17 protein-coding genes and 1 tRNA gene are annotated in these 19,697 nt (G+C 50.8%); 6 read left to right on the top strand and 12 right to left on the bottom strand.

Going from position 1 to position 19,697, the window contains the following annotated elements; genetic code table 11:
* Positions 1 to 13: 13 nt before the first annotated feature.
* Genes EG028_RS22640 through EG028_RS22630 form a run of 3 tightly spaced genes read right to left on the bottom strand, consistent with a single transcriptional unit; the run spans position 14 to position 3,923 of the window.
* Complete coding sequence (locus EG028_RS22640; RefSeq protein ID WP_120518457.1) at positions 14 to 1,093, bottom strand: ATP-binding protein; 1,080 nt, start codon at positions 1,091 to 1,093, stop codon at positions 14 to 16.
* Between the two features lie 13 nt (positions 1,094 to 1,106).
* Positions 1,107 to 2,591: a DUF5691 domain-containing protein gene (locus EG028_RS22635; RefSeq protein WP_120518458.1), complete on the bottom strand. Its 1,485-nt coding sequence runs from the start codon at positions 2,589 to 2,591 to the stop codon at positions 1,107 to 1,109.
* A gap of 30 nt (positions 2,592 to 2,621) precedes the next feature.
* Complete coding sequence (locus EG028_RS22630; RefSeq protein ID WP_120518459.1) at positions 2,622 to 3,923, bottom strand: SWIM zinc finger family protein; 1,302 nt, start codon at positions 3,921 to 3,923, stop codon at positions 2,622 to 2,624.
* Positions 3,924 to 4,080: 157 nt separating this feature from the next.
* Here EG028_RS22630 and EG028_RS22625 point away from each other — a divergent pair, with 157 nt between their 5' ends.
* A complete protein-coding gene (locus EG028_RS22625; protein WP_120518460.1) occupies positions 4,081 to 4,677 on the top strand; it encodes a hypothetical protein in 597 nt (198 codons plus the stop codon).
* Between the two features lie 72 nt (positions 4,678 to 4,749).
* A complete protein-coding gene (locus EG028_RS22620; RefSeq protein WP_120518642.1) occupies positions 4,750 to 5,868 on the top strand; it encodes a glycoside hydrolase family protein in 1,119 nt (372 codons plus the stop codon).
* Positions 5,869 to 5,892: 24 nt separating this feature from the next.
* Here EG028_RS22620 and EG028_RS22615 read toward each other — a convergent pair whose 3' ends face one another.
* Entirely contained in the window at positions 5,893 to 7,941 is a 2,049-nt protein-coding gene (locus EG028_RS22615; protein ID WP_162946601.1) for a polysaccharide lyase family 8 super-sandwich domain-containing protein, read from the bottom strand.
* A 375-nt stretch (positions 7,942 to 8,316) separates the two neighbouring features.
* On the opposite strand from EG028_RS22615, the gene EG028_RS22610 reads away from it, so the two are divergent.
* Positions 8,317 to 9,567, top strand: a complete 1,251-nt coding sequence (locus EG028_RS22610; protein ID WP_123864764.1) for a hypothetical protein — start codon at positions 8,317 to 8,319, stop codon at positions 9,565 to 9,567.
* Positions 9,568 to 9,730: 163 nt separating this feature from the next.
* On the opposite strand, the gene EG028_RS22605 is transcribed toward EG028_RS22610, so the two are convergent.
* Positions 9,731 to 10,012: a hypothetical protein gene (locus EG028_RS22605; protein WP_120518463.1), complete on the bottom strand. Its 282-nt coding sequence runs from the start codon at positions 10,010 to 10,012 to the stop codon at positions 9,731 to 9,733.
* A gap of 79 nt (positions 10,013 to 10,091) precedes the next feature.
* On the opposite strand from EG028_RS22605, the gene EG028_RS22600 reads away from it, so the two are divergent.
* On the top strand, positions 10,092 to 10,661 hold the full coding sequence (locus EG028_RS22600; protein ID WP_120518464.1) for a hypothetical protein: 570 nt from the start codon (positions 10,092 to 10,094) through the stop codon (positions 10,659 to 10,661).
* 214 nt (positions 10,662 to 10,875) lie between these two features.
* Here EG028_RS22600 and EG028_RS22595 read toward each other — a convergent pair.
* Positions 10,876 to 10,949, bottom strand: a tRNA-Met gene (locus EG028_RS22595).
* Between the two features lie 34 nt (positions 10,950 to 10,983).
* Entirely contained in the window at positions 10,984 to 13,065 is a 2,082-nt protein-coding gene (locus EG028_RS22590; protein WP_241559194.1) for an alpha-ketoacid dehydrogenase subunit alpha/beta, read from the bottom strand.
* Between the two features lie 79 nt (positions 13,066 to 13,144).
* Between EG028_RS22590 and EG028_RS22585 the strand changes: the two genes are divergently transcribed.
* Positions 13,145 to 13,579, top strand: a complete 435-nt coding sequence (locus EG028_RS22585; RefSeq protein ID WP_206614497.1) for a MarR family winged helix-turn-helix transcriptional regulator — start codon at positions 13,145 to 13,147, stop codon at positions 13,577 to 13,579.
* A gap of 68 nt (positions 13,580 to 13,647) precedes the next feature.
* Here EG028_RS22585 and EG028_RS22580 read toward each other — a convergent pair whose 3' ends face one another.
* The 4 genes from EG028_RS22580 to EG028_RS22565 form a co-directional block, all read right to left on the bottom strand.
* Positions 13,648 to 14,259, bottom strand: coding sequence for a fumarylacetoacetate hydrolase family protein (locus EG028_RS22580; protein WP_120518465.1), 612 nt, complete (start codon positions 14,257 to 14,259; stop codon positions 13,648 to 13,650).
* Between the two features lie 194 nt (positions 14,260 to 14,453).
* Positions 14,454 to 15,029 (bottom strand): aminoacyl-tRNA hydrolase, encoded by a 576-nt coding sequence (gene pth, locus EG028_RS22575; RefSeq protein WP_120518466.1) that lies wholly within the window; start codon positions 15,027 to 15,029, stop codon positions 14,454 to 14,456.
* 96 nt (positions 15,030 to 15,125) lie between these two features.
* Positions 15,126 to 15,716, bottom strand: a complete 591-nt coding sequence (locus tag EG028_RS22570) for a 50S ribosomal protein L25 (RefSeq protein WP_120518467.1) — start codon at positions 15,714 to 15,716, stop codon at positions 15,126 to 15,128.
* A gap of 36 nt (positions 15,717 to 15,752) precedes the next feature.
* Positions 15,753 to 16,703: a ribose-phosphate pyrophosphokinase gene (locus EG028_RS22565; protein ID WP_120518468.1), complete on the bottom strand. Its 951-nt coding sequence runs from the start codon at positions 16,701 to 16,703 to the stop codon at positions 15,753 to 15,755.
* Between the two features lie 127 nt (positions 16,704 to 16,830).
* Between EG028_RS22565 and radC the strand changes: the two genes are divergently transcribed.
* The gene (gene radC, locus EG028_RS22560) at positions 16,831 to 17,589 is read left to right on the top strand and encodes a RadC family protein (RefSeq protein ID WP_241559195.1); all 759 of its coding nucleotides are present in this window, start codon (positions 16,831 to 16,833) and stop codon (positions 17,587 to 17,589) included.
* 56 nt (positions 17,590 to 17,645) lie between these two features.
* Here the strand turns inward: radC and EG028_RS22555 are convergent, their stop codons facing one another.
* The gene (locus EG028_RS22555) at positions 17,646 to 19,667 is read right to left on the bottom strand and encodes a T9SS type B sorting domain-containing protein (RefSeq protein ID WP_120518469.1); all 2,022 of its coding nucleotides are present in this window, start codon (positions 19,665 to 19,667) and stop codon (positions 17,646 to 17,648) included.
* Positions 19,668 to 19,697: the final 30 nt, after the last annotated feature.

Here is a 19,697-nt window from a genome sequence, read left to right as displayed (position 1 = left end):
TGAATGATAAGGTTTACAGCAGCTCCCTGCATGCCCTGTAAATGTCTTTCCAGTTGTCCCTGGGCTTCACAACCGTTTCGAGGTATTCCTGCCACACCAGTTTATCCTGCACAGGGTCTTTTACGATCGCGCCGGTAATTCCCGCGGCCAGGTCGCTGGCGGTAAGCCTGCCATCGCCGAAATAAGCGGCCATAGATAGCCCGTTGTTCATCACGGAAATGGCTTCCGCGGTGCTGAGTGTGCCGCTGGGCTGTTTGATCTTCGTTTTACCATCCAGGGATACACCGCTGCGCAGTTCCCTGAAGATGGTAACGATCCTGCGGATCTCTTCCAAAGCAGGCGCTTCCGCCGGCAGGGCCATTACTTTTTCAAAACTTTCCACCCTTCTTTTCACGATATCGATCTCCTCGTCCATAGAATCGGGAACGGGCAGGATAACGGTATTAAAACGGCGTTTTAACGCGCTGCTCAGCTCATTCACGCCTTTGTCGCGGTTGTTTGCAGTAGCGATGACATTAAACCCTTTAACAGACTGTATCTCCGTGTTCAGCTCCGGAACGGGCAGCGTTTTTTCAGACAGGATGGTGATCAGCGAATCCTGCACATCCGCGCCGATACGTGTCAGCTCTTCGATCCTCGCGATGCTGCCGGTTTTCATCGCGCGCATCAGCGGCGTTTCCACCAGTGCTTTTTCGCTGGGGCCTTCCGCCAGCAGGCGCGCATAGTTCCAGCCGTAACGGATGGCGTCTTCGCCGGTGCCCGCCGTACCTTGCACGATCAGCCGGGAATCGCCGCAGATGCCGGCGGCAAGGTGTTCGCTCACCCAGCTTTTGGCCGTACCGGGCAGACCGTACAACAGCAAAGCACGGTCTGTGGTAAGCGTAGCCACGGCGATTTCCATCAGCCGCCGGTTGCCGATATATTTGGGAGATATTTCAAAACCGTTTTTCAGCTTGCCGCCCATCAGGTAAGTGACTACCGACTGCGGGGAAAGTTTCCAGTTTTCAGGGCGCTTTTCATGATCCTGTTTGCCGAGTTCCTCCAGCTCCTGGGCAAACTGGGCTTCCGCATGCTGACGTAATAAAGTTGACATAATAGATGGTTTATTAGCTAAAGGATGTTTGTGTCTGGTATTTTATAGAAACGAGTTTCATGATGTATTCGCAGGACGTGCTCCACATGCTTTGCAGGTGAGGCTCCGCCGGCGCGCATTTTTCCAGCTCGCCCACAATCGCGGGCGGTATCAGGTGGATATGCTGGTTAAAGAATGAACGGTAATACTGGTAAGGGTTTTTAGCGATATGCCGGAAGATCAGTTTGGTTAACTCCATATCCCAGCCGGCTTCTCTTCTCACTGCCTGTTCGATGATAACATCTTCGTGTTTCTCAAAGAATTTTTTGCTGTAAATGTCCTGCTGGGCCAACGGCAGCAGCGGCAGCAGATCGATATAAAATACGGCACTGTGCTGCACAAATTCCATCGCCCAGCCTTTGTCTTTAAAATTGCAAATGGCCAGTACAAGGGAAGGGATCAGTTTTTTACCGGTCGCGTCTTCCTGGAAAAATGAAATGACTTTGTCCGGAGAAAGCCCCAGCAACATTTCCCAGCAGGAAGGTGGTACGGAGCGAACAAGCTGGTACATGATAAACTCATCGTCGGACATTCCCTTGATATTGCTGAGTTTTTCGATGCCTGATTTATACACATCCTCCGGGATATTGACCGGGAACTGGAAATGCAGCGCCATTTTGCTGCCCAGGCCCAGCATTGTTTTTTCCTTTTTCAGCGATACGATCTGCTGCAACGCAGCCTGGTACTGCAGCACTACGGCCGATCCGGGTATTTGTTTCAGCAGCAGCTGCGCCTGTTCTTTTACTTTTTTGCTTTTTTCGGAGGAAAGGCTTTCGAGGAAGGGGATATCGTCTGCTGAAATATTCACTTCAAATAATTCAAGGAAAGCTGTTTTAGCGGCCGCATCTTCCTGCGCCCAGGTTTGTTGCAGCCATTCCCTTGCCTGCGCGGGGGCCTGCTGCCTCGTTTCCCGGAGGATAAGTTTCCGCTGATCCGCGGTGCCGGCTTGCCAGACTTCCTCAGCGGGCAGGCTTTGCGAATAATTCCAGTCGGCATTGAACCTGCCCAGCCACTCCCCTCTTTTGCCGCAGCAGCTGCTGATGAGCCGTTTCAGCTTTTTATTTTTCAGGCCCGTATCCAGCAGCACGGGGATCATTTCGGGACGCACGATCTTCCCGCTGGCATCGCAGTGCTGGAGCCAGAAAGTAAGCAGCGGTATGCTGTCTTCGCTGAGAATGTCTTTGAGTGCCTGAGTGGCGGAAGAATTGCAGTACGGTTTTTCTTCATCCGGCGCCGGAGCGATTGCCGCCTGTTCCGCCTGAATGGGCGTAAACCCGCATTGCCTGTAGTTGAGTATCAGGGCGGCAAAGCCCAGGAATATTTCCTCCCTGTCCGGATCTTTGCCCCCACGGATCTTTTTCTCAGCTTCCTCCAGCGCGGATGGAAGCCCCGCAGGCGAGGCCGCCTGTTTATCTGTGCCCAGCATGGCTGTGTTGAGAATGTCGTCCCAGAATTTCATTGCATTACTATAGTTTACCGGCAACGCGGCTTACAGGATCGTAAACTCGTTATTATGCCAAACGGCCACCGTTTCATATTGATCTTCTTTTCCTATCACCACCATATCCATCGCCTGTCCTCCACTGAGGGAAAGCAGTTTCCAGAAAGTGTTATACCTGTTTTTCAGCTGCATCATATGCCGCGTTTCATCCTGCAGCCACCAGCTGTTGTTATATTGCACCGGTTTCAGGGCTTTTACTACAAACGGCCGTTCGCTCCTTACCGGCAATGCGGCCGCGGAAGCTGTTTCCGCTTCGGCTACTTTCAGCCAGCTTTCCAGGCCTTCCGGTTTACCGGTCCTTCCTGAGGCGGATTGACTCTTTACGATCGCTCTTAAAGGGGAGGCTGAGGGGAAAAACACCAGTTCCGCTTCCAGGTTCAAACCGGGCGTCAAAGACAGCTCCGCCCCCTGGCCGCGGATGATAAACTGCAAAACCAGCGCATAACGGCCGGAGTTCATGCCATACAACCAGTTCCGTTCGGTGGTGATATTGTCGGTGTCTATGGTCTGTTTTGCAATTACGAGCCAGGTGTCTGTAATCCCGGCCTGTGCTCTCAGCTCATCCTGGTTTTGCGGGAAACCGATCAGGGTGCGCAAATCCTGCTGTAGCGCCTCGTGAAGGCTGTCGCCGTTCGTATATCCTTCTATTACAAGGTAGATATTCACGAGCCTGGCCATAAATTCGGACTGCCAGCCGTCCGCGTAGAAGTTCGTTTCGCCAAGGCCGCGTACCATCCCCGCCAGGCCGCCGGCCTGGGCATCTACCATTCGTTTGGCCATGTTGTCGAACCAGGAGGCGCCTTTGGACGGAATGTTTAATATCCCGTTCCTGACGATATCTTTCAGCCATAAACGCAATTCGGCAATGCCATCCGCGACTTTCCGCTGCCGTGCCTGCTGGCGTTTTTGCTGGGCGGCTTCGTCCACGGGTTTGTCTTCACGGGTTGCTTTTTTCTGCTGCGTATCCGCGCGTTTGCCCAGCCACTCGGTCACCCAGGCAGGCTCCGCTGTGCGGCTGAATGCATCCGGCTGCCGGCTGTGATGCAGCAGCAATCCCAAACCATGTTTGCAAGGAAATTTCCGGCTTGGGCAGGAACATTTGAAAGCGATATTGGCAGTGTCTATCTGCGTCTGATACGGCTTGCTGCCGCTGCCCTGGCATTCGCCCCACAAAGCCTGGTCACTGATGCCTTTGGTAACCCATTTGGAGGGGTTCGCAAGGTCTTTCCCGGCTTTTTTGGAGGAATCGTCCGGGGCGAGGGATAATATCTGATCTTCTGTGAGATTCAACTAAAAATATTTCCTGTAATATAAAACAACATCCGAAAAAAAGAATTCCCCCGCCGGAATTTCACTTTTCTTTAAATCTTGTGTTCAGCCTCATGTCCGATAAATTCATTAATTTTCGAGACATGTTTTTCCCTGGCAAAGACTTAAAAATGTAAAAATGAACGTTAACAGGATACACCTCAGGCTGGTACTCTTTTTTCTGCTGCTTCTCCCCGCCCGTACATTTGCACAATCCGCTCAAACAGCCACCGTTACGGATGTAACACAAGGCCTTCACAAGTGGATCAAAGGAATGAACACGAACGTGGACAAGTATTTTTCGCAGGACAGAGGGGCGGAACTGTACGATCGCCTTGAAGAACTGAAGTTTGGATTAAGCGGTTACCTGAAAACGAGGAAAACCCTTTCCGACAGCCTGATCCGACACAACGCCGCGCCGGGGAAACGGGATAACAACGCACTGGAGTCGCTTAAAATAAAGATGAGTACCGTGATGGCGCAAATGCGCGGTATCTCCAACCTCGTAAGCGAAGACCTGAGAGCCGAAGGAGATAAACTGAACGACGAAATATACAATGCCATCTATAGCGAACAGCCTCGTTTCCTGTCACACCTCGAAGCCTTCCTGGCTGGGATGGAGGTGAGCAAAAAGGACCTTGCGGTGGAAAGCGTCGCGGCTTATGACCGGCTGACGGAGAGTGTTAGTCTTATTACCGACCTCCAGGGTAAGCTGAACAGGAAGTTGAAGAAATAGGGATTTGTAACAAGGCAGCGGGGAAAAGATTATTTGAGCATATTTATTATCTTACCGCCCAATTCCAACGTTATGAAGCAACTTCTTGTACTAGCGGCAATGCTGCTTTGTGTAGCGGCCTATGCACAAAAAATAGATAACCTCCCGGAGCTGAAACAGCAATCCTCCAACATCATATTTCACAACCTGGGCGAAGCTCCCCGCGGCGGCGGTTTTTCCATGAAAGGATATTGGGTATGGTGCGGTTCCGCGGTAAAGGGATATGACAATAAATATCATCTTTTTGCATCACGCTGGCCGGATTCGCTGATCTTTCATCCGGGATGGATGGTGGCGTCGGAGGTGGTGCACGCCGTGGCGGATAAACCGGAAGGGCCTTATACTTTTTCCGATGTGGCATTACCTGCCCGGGGCGCCCAGTATTGGGACGGCCGCGCCACCCATAATCCACAGATCGTTAAACACAAAGGGCAATATATCCTGTTTTACATGGGCTCCACCCACCCTTTCGAAGATCCGCGGGCGAAGGAACTCACGCTGCAAAGCCATTGGTGTATCGCCGCCAGGAATAATAAACGCGTGGGTGTCGCCGTGTCCGAAACTCCATATGGCCCCTGGAAACGGCTGGACCAGCCCGTGCTTCCCGTCAAACCCAACACATTTTACAGCTTCCTCACCTCCAATCCCACCGCCGTGGTGCACGACGATGGCTCTGTGCTGATCATGTTCAAAGGCAGGGGGCATAAAGGGAATACACATTCGCATATGAGCCTTGGTGTTGCGAAAGCTCCGTCTATACATGGCCCTTATAAGGTACTGAATAATGACCAGCCCATCTTCAGAGTGGATGCGCAGGGCGAAGCGGAAGATCCTTTTATGTGGAAAGACGCTACCGGTTACCATGTTATCTTCAAAGACCAGGTGGCAAAATTCACCGGCGAAAAAGGAGGCGGTGTTTCAGCACATTCAACAGACGGCCTGAAATGGACGATGGACAAAGACCCCAAAGCCTATTCCCGCACAGTAGCCTGGAATGACGGGAAAACTGAAATGCAGGGACAATTGGAACGCCCGTTTATTCTTTTTGAGAATAACAGGCCCGCCTATCTGTTTTTTGCAACGATGGACGGCCCCGGCGGCTTTAACAATGCTACGCGGTCCTGGAACATGGTGATTCCTTTCAGAAAATAATATTCAAAAAGATACTGATACACTTTATCGTACCATCACCGTGCTTCCGCTGTCATCGCCCTTCGGCAATGATACATCAATGATACGTTCATTTACTTTTATCTGGAGAGCCGTTAATTTCTGAGTGGGATCTGAAACCGCAATACTGCCGGCAACTGCTCCATTCGCATTGATCATTACGAGGCAAGGTGCTGTAGCGGCCAGCGTCAGTTTATCATTGATCCTGACGGTACCCGCTTTGTAAAAAACGATCCCGGTCCTTTGCAATGCGGTATGTTGTACAGCCTGGAGGTCCGGGGTATTTACAAGAATCTTTACCGGCGTTTTTTTACTGTAGGCTGCTGCGGAAGCCGCATCTATACCTGGCACCACAATCCATGCATAACCGGCATTTTGCGGCTGTACACCATGATCCAGCCAAAGGGCAAATACATTTTCCTTCACGGTTTCTTCTGTAGCCCAGGCCTGGTGGTTGATCCGTCGCCAGCTGCCGGTAGCTTCCCCATTGCTGATATTTACGCCTGCCGGCTGCGGGAAGATATAAGCCACGCTGTCGTGATACACCCAGGATACGGCAGGCAATACATGTTTGCCGGTTTTTAATGTGGTGGTTTTGTTATTGGCCCCAACGATCACCTGGTTGTTCAGCAGGCACTGGTTCAGGGTAGTCAGTACAGGCAAAGCCGTGTCCGCATGAATACCCGCGCCCAGGCATACGATCTCATTATCAAAAAAGAACCATGCCTTGTGTGCTTTGAGCGGATCGTGCACACTGGCAAAATCAAATGCAGCCACACCATACACGCCGTCGCTCAGGCCGCCGGAAAAATCAGTCCGCCCTTTTTTAGCCAGCTGGCGCCAGTGGGGCACGTCTGTTTTTTGCAGGATCGTAGTGCCTGGTATCTTTTGCCAGTCCCATACGGGGAAAATATTAAAGAACTCATGACCGGTGCGCGAAATAAAAAGGGAGCCGTCGCCATAATGATGGTTTTTAATACCTTCTTCATTGTGCGGCTCTTCCATATTATTCGCGCGGGCGGAATGCATACGCACAGATGCGTAATAACCGGGGCGCTGATGCGTATAATAATGCGAATACCAGAAATAGCGGTCCCTTGTCCGGTTGTATCTTATTTCCCCTTTCCGGGCGCGGATGACGGTTTCCAGCTCCGGCGCCCTATAGTCTGTAGCGGCAAGAAGGTTCTGCGGCAGGCTGATATCTTCTTTCTCCAGTGCGTTCCGGCGGCTGATATCACGGTTCATGGCGCCGGGATCGGGGTATGTAGCGTAGATGAGTGCCTGGCAGATGCCATCCAGGTAATAATCAACAAGGAGTTTCATGGATGTTTCGGGGAAAGAGAATTGTGTGCCGTGTATCCTGGCTGCCCAGTAGGCAAAAGAGCCGGCAAAATTGCTGCCGTACGTAAGGATGGAGATCACATTGTCCGTACGATGGTGAAAGCTCATATCCGGTTTGAGGCCCCGGCCTGTGCTGATTTTTATTTCCCTGGCCATTACGTCTATAACCCGTTTCAGCGTATCCGGGCTGTTGGTGAATAACGCCTGTTTTCCCAACATGCCGGCAATGGGCATAAGGTCGCCGCCAGGGCGGGCGCCAAAGGTTTCAAGATTTGCCCTGCGGGCGATCTTTAACCCCTCCGTTCTTTGTTTTTCCGTAAGACTGCTGTCCATCACCAGCAAAGTATTGATCATAAGGTTTGGCGTGCCCATTTCATTCCACCACCAGTTGTCGCACCTAAAGTCATGGGCCAGCCAGAAATCAAGCGCCGCTGAGAAAGCCTTTTTTACCGCAGCGTCTCCAAAGAAAGGGGAGCCGGGCTTTTTATAGACACGGGCCAGCGTCAGCATGTTCTCCAAATGGTCTTTGTGCTGAAAACCTGTGCGGGACACATCTTTATAATTGATGCCCGGCCAGGTGCCGTCCGGTTGGATGGATTGTACCAGTTGCGTAATGGCGTTGCTGTTTACCGAAGGTTCCAGCAGGTCGCCCACTACCCGTTTTTTAATAACCTGTATATCCTGTGCCTGGCTGTTGCAGAATGATACCAACATGAGTATAACAATTGCGAATACGGAAGTGTGCCTTTGCATGGTAAGAAATGATTATTTAAGGCGGTTTCAGGAAATAGCCGCTGGTTGTAATTTGTAATCAGTTTTTTCCAAAATACCATTTCTTTTTTCTTGAAACAACGGTGCAGCCGGGCCTTGCCTCCCAGTCGTTTGTACGTTGAAAACATCCTCTGCCTTCGTCCTGTTTTGGACATCAATATGACAATTTCATGAAATGGGAAGGGATTGGGTTAAAATTTTATCAGAATTGTCTTTAAACCAGGCTGTTGGAGTTAAAATTTAACATTTCTACAGTAATTCCGGTATAAACTTTTCCCTCAATTAGTCGTCTTATATAATGAAACAACAGCCTATCGTATGAGAATATTACATTCATTGCCAGCCGTTCTGATCAGCCTCCTGCTCACGACCGGTGTACAGGCACAGGACGAAACGGGTTTGCCTGGGGACAACTTTAGCCTTGAAGGCGCCCTGGAGATGTTCAAAAAGGCCGGAAGCCCTCAAGAATTCGAGAAAATGCTGAATACCAAGGAGAATGGTGTAAATAATCTTGATCTGAACCAGGATGGGGATATCGACTATATCCGCGTTGTCAATAAAAAAGATGGAGATGTGCAGCTCTTTGTATTGCAGGCATTGGTATCGTCCTCAGAAAGCCAGGACGTTGCCGTAATAGAACTGGAGAAAACAGGAGATGAACATGCGGTGATACAGATCGTGGGGGACGAGGATATATATGGTGTATCAAAGATCGTGGAGCCCAAGGATGAAGAGAGTGTTGCTTTTAATGATGAAACCCTTTCTGACAGGCCGCACGGGCCGAATGCCGCCGCTTTCGCTCCATCAGGAGTGATCGTCAATGTGTGGTTCTGGCCGTCAGTGCGTTTTGTGTTTGCGCCTTATTACACCGTTTGGGCATCTCCCTGGAGGTGGTATCATTACCCTGTGTGGTGGCGTCCCTGGAGGCCGTTGGCATGGCATGTTTACCAGCCTATCTGCTATCATTACCGGCCAAGGTATGTCGTGGTACATACGCACCGCGTTGTGCGGGCCCCGCGTATCTATCGCCCGATGCGTGTAACGTCTGCAAGTGTGTATAGCAGGAACCGCGTGGTGGTGAACAACTACCGTACTAATTACCGGAGCACGTCACCCCGTCAGTTTGACCGGGATGCCAATGTGAACAGAAGTACACGGCCACGGCAGTTTGATCGTGAAGCAAACGTGAACAGGAGTACACCCCGTCAGTTTGATCGTGATCCAAATGTGAACAGAAGCACTCCGTCACGCCAGTTTGATCGTGATCCGAATGTGAACAGGAGTACTCCATCACGGCAGTTTGATCGCACTACAAGGCCGCCGGCAGAACGCAGTTCTTCTCCGGTTACCAGCCCCCGGCGCGAATATAACCGCGGTTCTTCTTCAGAACCACGCCGCGAGATAAACCGAAGTTCAGGCTCAGCAGACCGCCCGCAGCGTCAGTTCAACCGCAGTTCGGCCCCGGCCGCAAGACCGCAGGGAGGGCAGATTAACCGCGGCTCACGTTCGTCCACCACACCGCAAAGGAGTATACAATATACCCGGAGCGCACGTGGAGGCCGTAATTAGGGTCAACTTACATTTGATATTGTTAAAGGGAACACATCGTTTGATGGTGTTCCCTTTTTCTTTTAAAGAGGGTTTGGAATCACCTTCAGCCGATAAACCAGAAATACTTCAACCTCCTGCTCCGGAGAAATCCGATACGCGTATAAGCGCGCCAGATTTTCCTTTACACCACTTTCAGGAAATCAGTTTCCCTTCCCAAGCGGTCTTTTAATCTGAAAGCGGTGATCGTATCTTCTTCCATTTGAAGAATAATAAGCAGGTATGTCTCCTCCCTGGCATAATTAAATGAAATTTCCAGGCGATCTTTGAGCAACTGGTATGTGCCAAATCTATCAGCACCAGGAGTTTTCCATATCAATTTGTTACCTTCCGTATCTGGAAAGAATTGAATTGTTTGGTCTGTTTTTATGTCCCGGAAGACTGTGTGAGGAGGGAACAACAGCATGATCAGTTCCAGTTTGAATGCATAATATTATAAAAAAGTTAGGAGATTCAACTTGCGAGATCGATCTAAATCTTCCATCATGACAAAAAAAACTAAGATGGCTGCCATTAGGCTTTCTGTAATAGCTTTGGTTATCGCAGGTGGGCTTTATTTTTTTCACTCTTTTTTTAGCGCCTTTGCGCCGCCAGAGATAAAAATAACAAAGAACTGTATTTCGACAAATCGAGACTTCATTAACGGAGTTTCAATTGAGAAAATTCAGGTTGACTTAATAGGTGACAAAAACCATCCGGTTAAATATACCGTCATTTACACGACTTCCTGCAATATACATCACCCGATAGGCAGACCGCCTGATCCGCCCAACAGGATAGAGTTTGATAAGCCTGGCAACTATTCATGGGATGAAGATACTGTTAAGGTGCGGTACATCCATGATGGTTTATCAAGAGCGTCGTTGGATACAACAAACGAGTTGTGGTGGCTCAACAAATTTGGTGACCATGCGATTTGTCCAATAAAATTTGAGCGGGAACAATGGTATTTTATTACTATGGGCGATCCGCAGGTGACTGGCATATTCTTTTACATTGACAAGTCAGGAGAAGAACACCAGTATTTTCTTCATAGTGGCGTCTCTCCAATTTAGCCCGCGTTAATCCGTAGCGGACGCACTAATTTGTTCTCCCCAAAATGATTTTTACACTCTCTGAGTACACCAGCGAGCTAAACCTGCACGCGGCGGATATGAATCCGGCACGTTGTTGTGGTGTATTTAAGAGGTTTAATTTTCGAGAGTAAAAGGTGTAACGGTATATGTCATAGGCGGTGCATAAAAAAAGGCCCCCTTTAAGGGAGCCTCGTAGCGAGATCGGGAGTTGAACCCGAGACCTTTGGGTTATGAATCCAACGCTCTAACCACCTGAGCTACCTCGCCAATTTTTGGAAGGCCAAAGATAAAAAAAGGAAACTTAAAATTCCAGTATTTCCCGCACGCATTCCGTCACTTTATCCGCCGTCGGCAACATCTCTTTCTCCAACGTCATGTTTAGCGGAACGGCCGGCAGGTCCAGCGCGCCGAGTGTATATACCGGCGCATCCAGCCAGCGGAAGCAGGCTTTGGAAATTCTCGCGGCAAAGGATTCCGCGAAGGAGTTGGTCAGTTGTTCTTCCGTCAGCACCAGGCATTTGCCCAGTTTGCGCACGGAAGAAAATACCAGCTCTTCATCCAGCGGGTATAGCGTGCGCAGGTCGATGATCTCTACGCGGCCGGGGAATTTTGCGGCGGCGGCTTTCGCCCAGTATACACCCATTCCGTATGTGACGATGGTCATGCCTTCATCTGCGGACGTCACCGTGTTGCCTTTGCCGAGGGGGAGAATATAATCGGAAGACGGTTCGATGGTCATGGCTTCCAGCGTGCCGGGCACTTTGCTCCAGTAAAGACCTTTATGCTCCAGCATGATCACCGGGTTTGGATCGAGGAAAGCGGCTTTCATCAGGCCTTTCAGGTCCGCGGCATTGGAAGGGTAACATACCTTGATGCCTTTGATGGTCAGCAACGTACTTTCAATACAGCCGGAGTGGTAAGGCCCTCCGCCGCCGTACGCGCCGATGGGGATACGGATGAGCGTCTGCACGGGAAATTTGCCCACGGATAAATAACAGCTTTTTGAGATTTCTGTTACCAGCTGGTTGAAGCCGGGATAGATATAATCCGCGAACTGCACTTCCACAATAGGTTTCACACCCACGGCGGACAATCCCGCGGTGCTGCCGATAATATATGCTTCCTGGATGGCAGTATTAAAAACACGGTGATCACCAAATTTTTCGGCCAGTGTAGCGGCTTCGCGGAATACGCCGCCCAGCCTTCGGCCTACGTCCTGGCCAAAAAGGATCGATTCGGGATAAACGCTCATGATCTCTTCAATGGCATGCAGCGCAGCGTCTACCATTACCACTTTGCTGCCGCCGGCAGGTGTGCGGGTACCCGTCTCCTCCGTTACGGGAGTAGGCGCGAACACATGGCCTTTTACCGTGGAAATAGCCGGATCAGGGCTGTTCACGGCTTCTTCAAACGCTTCATTTACTTCAATTATCGCCTCTTCTTCTATCAGCCGGATATCGGACTGGTCTGCCAGCAACTGTTTAAGCCGCGGCAGCGGGTCGCGGGAAACGTGTTTGGCATAATCCTCAGCGGTGCGGTACCATTCTTTTCTTACGCCCGAAGTATGATGACCAAGCAGCGGTGTGGTGGCATGCACCAGTACCGGCTTGCGCGCGGAGCGTACGTAACGTATGGCGGATTCCATCGCATGGTAACTGGCTTCAAAATCACTACCGTCTACGCGGATGCGTTCCAGGCCTTTAAAGCCTGCTGCATATTCAAATGCATCCATCACGCGGGCCTCTTCCGCGCTCACGGAAATTCCCCATTCATTGTCCTGCACGAGGTAGATGATGGGAAGGTTTTTTAACACGGCAAATTGCAGGGCTTCGCTCACCTCTCCTTCGGTAACGCTGCCATCTCCGAGGGAACAGAGCACCACTGGTTTGTCCGTGCTGTCCAGCAGGCCGGCGTTTTCCAGGTACTGCACACCCTGGGCCATGCCGGTGGTGGGTATCACCTGCATACCGGTGGCGCTGCTCTGGTGTGGAATAGTGGGCTTGCCCGGCTGGCGGCCGCTGGGGTGACAATAATACGAACGCCCGCCGCTGAAAGGATCGTCGCCTTTGGCCAGTAGCTGGAGCATCAGCGTTTTGGGCGCGTAACCCATGGCGAGCATCATGCTGTCGTCCCGGTAATAGGGGCTCACATAATCACAGGCTTTCAGCAGCATACCGGCGGCTATCTGGATGGCTTCGTGCCCTGCGGAGGTGGAATGCACGTATTTGCAGATGGAACGGTTGGCTTCGTACTTTTCAGACATGGTCCGGGCGGTGAACATGAGGCGGTAAACCCGCAGCAGCAAGGCCTGGAACTCCTGGTCCCTTTCCCGGTGAGTAATAGTGGCTTTAAAAGTCGGAAGGCTTATGTTATCTTTAAGCACGTAACAGCGTTTTGGTGTATGTAGAGCCAGACTGAATATTAGTTGCTATAACAACTATTGCTACTGCAAATTAATTAATATGCACGACACTTTTGTGAGCAATCCATCTTTTTTTAAGCTGGATGCTACCCTCAAAAAAATTCGTAACTATTGGCAGAAGAATTTTGATGCCCGGCAGATGGACATTACGGTGGACCAGTGGTTGCTGATCGAGAACCTGTATAAGCATAAACGAATAACCCACAATGAGTTAGCCCGTCTCACCTCGAAGGATATCACAACGGTGTCGCGTATCATTGAATTGCTGGTGAAAAAAGACCTGGTAGAAAGGCAGGGGTCTACGGACGACCGCCGGAAGGTATTTGTGCAGCTGACGCCGCAGGGCGTGAATAAGTACAAGGACGTTCGCCCTTTGGTGCTGGAAATGAGGAAAACAGGCTGGAATAACCTGAGCGAGAGAGATTATAACGAGTTGACCCGGATACTGGACGTGATCTATGCCAATATCCCTTAAAAAGAAAAAATTAAAAAGGAAAAAGCCCGTCCTTTTAACTTTTTAATTTTAACTTTTTCCATTCAGGGCTACTTTACCATAAATTCAAGCAGGCTGTCATTCTCAATAAATGCTTCAAGAGAGTCTCCGATCTCAACCGGGCCTACTCCTTCGGGAGTGCCTGTAAATACGAGATCACCGATATTGAGCGTGAAAAATCTTGAGATATAGGCGATAAGCTTGTCGAACGTGAACAGGAGGTCCTTTGTGTTCCCTTGTTGTGCAATTTCCTTGTTTTTGTAAAGGCAAAAGTTCAGGTCTTTCAGATCTGTTTCTTCCGTAATGGGAATGAACTTACCTACTACAGCGGAATTATCGAACGATTTGGCTATTTCCCAGGGCAGGCCTTTCGATTTCTGTTTTTCCTGGAGGTCCCTGGCCGTGAAGTCGATCCCAACGGAAATACTGTCGTAGTACTTACTGGCAAATCTTTCCTGAATGTGTTTCCCGTTTTTTGATATCCGCAACACCAGTTCGCATTCATAGTGAAGGTTATCCGTGAATTCCGGATAATAGAAAGGATGGTTGTTCTGCAGCAGGGCATTCTTTGGTTTCATGAAAATCACGGGTTCGGAGGGCACTTCGTTCTTCAATTCTTCTGCATGTTTGGCATAGTTTCTTCCAACGCAGATAATTTTCATAATGCGTGTATTTTGTAAGGTTAATAAAGCCTATGGTTTGACCCATAGTCCACAATACATTGCCCACTGTGCGTACTATCATCCGGATTGGCATCTTCAATGCTCAGGTGATATAACGATCAGTGGTACACGGATCATGACCTATAGCGGTTAAGGTAGGGGTACCTTTCAGGCATGAAATATACAATTTACTTCTATAATGGAAAAGTAAGGTTGTTATAATTGTTCATAGATCGTTGTAAACCAATAGAAGCAAAGCTTTCGATCACTTCTGTGCATTTATCGATCTTTTGCTGCACCACAGGTTCCTCTTTTGCGGTCCATCTTCCCAATACGTAATCCACCTGCCGGCCTTTCGGAAAATCGTTGCCGATACCGAAGCGGAGGCGGGGGTATTGGTTGGTACCAATGGATTCCTGTATGCTTTTGAGGCCGTTGTGGCCGGCATCGCTGCCTCCGGGGCGGAGGCGGATCGCTTCAAGTGGCAGTGCAAGCTCATCCAGGATCACCAGCGTATTTTCCACCGGGATCTTTTCTTTGTCCATCCAATATTTCACGGCTTTGCCGCTGAGGTTCATATAAGTGGTTGGTTTTATCACTACCAGTATGCGCCCTTTCCATTTGATCTCGGCTACATCGGCCAGCCTGTCGCTTCTGAACAGGGCGCCGTGTTTTGCCGCGAATGCATCCGCCACATCAAAACCAATGTTGTGACGGGTGTGATGATAGTCCGTTCCTATGTTTCCTAATCCTACAATCAGATATTTCATGCTACAATTGTTACGCGGTTTGCGATAACAGGATGCCAAAAATAAAAAGCCCGGCTGAATTTACGCCGGGCTTCATTATATAAATATTTTGCCAATTTATTTCTTCTTGGCATCCTTCTCGGCAGCAGCTTCTTCCTGTTTCAGCTGACGCGTCATTACAACGGAAGCAACCGGGATACGGGGAGAGTTGAGGATTTCCACGCCTTCCGCTTTCACGTCTTCAACACGGATGTTTTCGTTGAGGTCCAGGTTAGTGATGTCCACTTCCAGGTTCTCGCGGAGGTCTTTAGGCAGGGCCTTCACCTTCAGAGACTTCATTTTCACTACCAGTTTACCACCGCCTTTAACGCCGATGGACTGGCCGGTGAGTTTCAGCGGCAGGGTGGCAACTACTTTTTTGTCGTCTACCAGTTCCAGGAAGTCCACGTGCGTGAGCTCGTCTGTAACGGTGTCAAACTGCAGGTCCTTCATGATGCAACGGAAAGTTTTACCGTCCACTTTGATTTCAGCGAGCTGAAACTCAGCAGTGTACACCAGGTTTTTGAAAGCAGTCGCAGGAGCTGAGAAGCTCACAGTTTCCGCACCCCCGTAAATAACGCAAGGCACTTTTTCCTCAGAACGGAGAAGGCGGGTGGCTTGTTTGCCGAATTCGCTCCTGAGTTGTCCTTCGATGGTTATTGTTTTCATTGTTTAAACATTTATGATATAAAAGAATATACTGGTTTATTGCATCCGGCGGTTGCTGTGAACAAAAAGGCTGGTGATGGACTTGTTCTCGTGCATGTTGCGGATAGCCACTGCAAAGAGGTCTGCCACGCTGATCACTTTTACCTTAGAGCTCTGCTGTTTGAGCGGGATGGTATCGCATACCACCAGTTCATCCAGCACCGAATTTTCAATGTTCTCATACGCCTTGCCGCTGAATACCGGGTGGGTACAGAACGCCCTTACGCTCCTTGCTCCCTTTTCCATCAGCAGGGCGGCTGATTTGGTAAGGGTCCCCGCCGTGTCGCAGATGTCATCTATCAGCACAATATCTTTATCGGTCACATCTCCTATCACCACCATGGAAGCGATTTCATTCGCTCTCTTACGGTGTTTGTCGCAGATCACCATTTCAGCGTTGAAATAGCTCGCCACTTCGCGCACACGGGTGGTAGAACCCACGTCAGGGGACGCAAAGGTAAGGTTTTTCAGCTTCAGATTCTCTATATAGGGGATAAAAATGGCCGAACTGTCCAGGTGGTCCACCGGGATGTCAAAGAACCCCTGTATCTGGGGAGCATGCAAGTCCATGGTTATCACCCTGTTAGCCCCCGCCGCCGTGAGCAGGTTGGCTATCAGTTTGGAGCCTATGGCCACGCGCGGTTTGTCTTTCCTGTCCTGGCGGGCAAACCCGAAATAAGGAATAACAGCCGTAATGTAACCCGCGGAGGCGCGTTTGGCGGCGTCTATCATGAGCAACAGCTCCATGAGATTGTCAGAAGGCGCATTGGTGCCCTGTACGAGAAAAACGTAGTGGCCGCGGATACTTTCCAGAAATACCGGCTGAAACTCGCCGTCACTGAACTTCTGAATATTCACCTTGCCCAGCCCGTTTCCATACCTGGCGGCGATGCGCTCTGCCAGCGCGGGATTACTGTTCCCTGTAAAGATTTTTACCGATGGATTCATGATAAAGAAAGAGGTTGCAAAACTATGACTTTTATAGTGGATATGCGTAAAAAAAATCCGGAGGGGTTGTGGAAAAGAAAATGCTAAAAATGTTAGCAAACCAGAAGGGAAGTTGTAAATTGGTGGTATGGAAAAAAGGATGATTGTTAGCCCCGGGTTGTTGCCCCCTATTAGTACGTACCTGCCGCCCAAACGTTTATTGCCGGCCATCAAACACTGGGCTGAAGAAGACCGGCCCTGTGAGAAGGTCCTTCACAACGGCGTCCGGACGCTTAGCCATGCGGAGCTCCTGGCCATCCTCATCAATTGCGGCAACAAAACACAATCCGCCCTCGAACTGGCCAAAGAGATCCTTTGCAGCTGCGGCAATAACCTCTCCGAATTGAGCCGCCTGGAAGTTGCACAATTGCAGCGTTTTCACGGCATCGGCATCAAAAAGGCCGTCCGGATACTGGCCGCCCTGGAGCTTTGCCGGCGCAAACAAATAAGCCCCCTGCTCCGGAAACCACTTGTCCGTACGGCAAGGGAAGCCTCCGCCTGGCTGCGGCCGTTACTTGCAGATCATTGCTGCGAAAGCTTTTACGTGCTTTTCCTCAACCAGGCAAACCGCCTGCTCCATCACGCCTGCATCAGCACGGGCGGTATCACGTCCACTACCGTAGATCCCAGGATTGTTTTCGGAGCCGCCCTCAGCCACAAGGCCACCAGGCTTTTCCTGGTACACAACCATCCCTCCGGCAACCTGCGGCCCAGCAGGGCAGACGTGAGCATCACCCGGAAACTGAAAGAAGGCGGAAAAATGCTGGATATAGCCGTCGTGGATCACATCATCGTCACCGATGCCGGATATTTCAGCCTGCTTGAAGATGGCCTGATGGATGACTGATAGTGATGGAGAAAATGAGACGCCGGGGACGGCGGACGGACGGAAAATGACCCAGGCTACCGCAACAACGTCGCCACACCTTTCTGGAATACCCGGTTGCCTAACTCCGTATCTGTATATTCCAACATCCAGGCATAGGTGCCTACCGCAGCAGGAGAGCCGTTGATCCTGCCATCCCATTTTTGCGACCAGCTACGGGATTCAAACACCAGCTGGCCATTGCGGGCAAATACCCGGAACACCAGGTCGGCCGTCTTATACCCGTTCAACGGGTACAGGAAGTCATTCACACCGTCATTATTCGGGCTGAAGGCCGTAGGCACCGCCACCCGGCAGCTCGGGACGGTTTTCAGCGTATGGATCACCGTGTCTTCGCACCGGAGATCGTCCGTCACGATCAGCCTCACCTGGTATACCTGCTCCCGGCCCGCTATAGGGAAGCGCAGCGGCTGTGGCGTGACCAGCCGCGTACCCGGGCCAAAACCAAAATCCCAGCGATGACCGGTGATGTTGCCGATACTTTCGTTGGTAAAAGTTGCCATATCAAGCGGGCAGAGGACAGGCGTACCTATCCTGAAAGCCGCGATCAGCGTATTGTTCAACAGGATGTTTTCTGTATGCTCCGCTTCGCAGACGCCGTTGTTCACTTTCAGCATCACCGTTTTCTGACCGAATAAGGTGTACACTTTCACCGGTGATTGGTCCGTACGGGTATCACCATCCTCGAAAGCCCAGTTCCACGAGTTTACGCCATGGGCGCCGTTGTGGTGAAGGAAAATCGTGTCGTATACGCAATCCAGTCTCACCCGGTTATCGAAGCGGGCATTCACCGTGTCTTTTGTAATAAAAGGCACCATCTGGCCGAGCGAGGTTTCCACGCTGCATTCGCTGATAAGCGTATTGCCGTCCGCGCCGCGTACCAGGTCTATCCTGAAATTGCCTTCCAGGTACACCGGGCCGTTGAGCAACAGGTCGATCGTATCCGTCAGCTGGCCGGCACAGGTAGTAGTGGCCGCTATGACGCTCACCGCCGGACCGGTACCGCTGATCCTGAAATCGCTGCCGTCGGCGGCTACGGAGCTGCACAGCACGGGATCGCTGAGCAGCACCCTGATCCTGTCCGGCTTGCAGCCTACCTGTTCGATCCTGTCAAAAGGTACCGCCTGCGGAATGGGCACGCTGATGGCAATGCTCCGGCCCGCGGCAATGGGATTATCGCAGGCGTCCAGGAGAGTATTGCCGTCGGAGCCGGTTTTTACCTGGAGGGTGTAATTCCCGGCGGGCAAAGGCCGGTCCAGCGTAAGCACCACGGAATCCATATCAAAACCGGTTCCGCAGTTCACGCCTGCCGCACTGGTGATACCGGCAGTGCTTCCGGTCAGTACAAAGTCGCTGCCGTCCGCGGCCAGGGTATTGCAGCGGAATAGCTTGTTCAGCTTGACCGTGATCCTGTTATTGAGACAACGGTATTCCGCATTGGCGAACTCCCCGGGTTTGGGATCGGTGATCACGGCGGATCCGCCGCCAAAGGCCAGCTCATAACCACTTTGTGTGTTGGTGAAGTGGCTTACCAGTAAAAGATATTCGTGTCCTACCTGCAACGTAGGCATACTACTCCATTTAGGATAGGCCCTGCCTTCGCAGTTCATCAGGCGCGTGCCGGTATTGTTCGCGCCGGTGAGACCCTCTATTTCACTCCAGTTGCCTGCTACCTGTATGGATGCATTGGTGTACACCTCGTTCAGATTGCGGCCGGTGACGTCAAACAATTGCCAGTCGTAATCATCCCCGAGATCGTTTGGCGTGATAGTGAAACCCAGCGAGCCCGCCTGGTAACAGGTGAATTTATACCAGAAAGGATTCCTGTCAGTGAATTCGGTCGGCGGCACAGCGTCCCGGCAGGAAGGCATATTGATCCTCCGGCCCGCGCAAAGCGGTACAGACGCCTGTTTTAGCTCCCTCGTACCGCAGATGGGAAATGCACTTTGAGGAGTCTGCCCCATCTGCGGACAGGCCTGCGCAAACGCATGGTTTACCGTCAGCATCAGGGGCAATATGATCAGGAAGAAAAAACGCATGGAACTAATTGAGGCAATATAGAATTAATA

Origin of the sequence: Chitinophaga barathri (assembly GCF_003807585.1) — a bacterium.
GTDB classification, from domain to species: Bacteria; Bacteroidota; Bacteroidia; order Chitinophagales; family Chitinophagaceae; genus Chitinophaga; species Chitinophaga barathri.
This window is presented reverse-complemented; position numbering and strand designations above follow the sequence as displayed.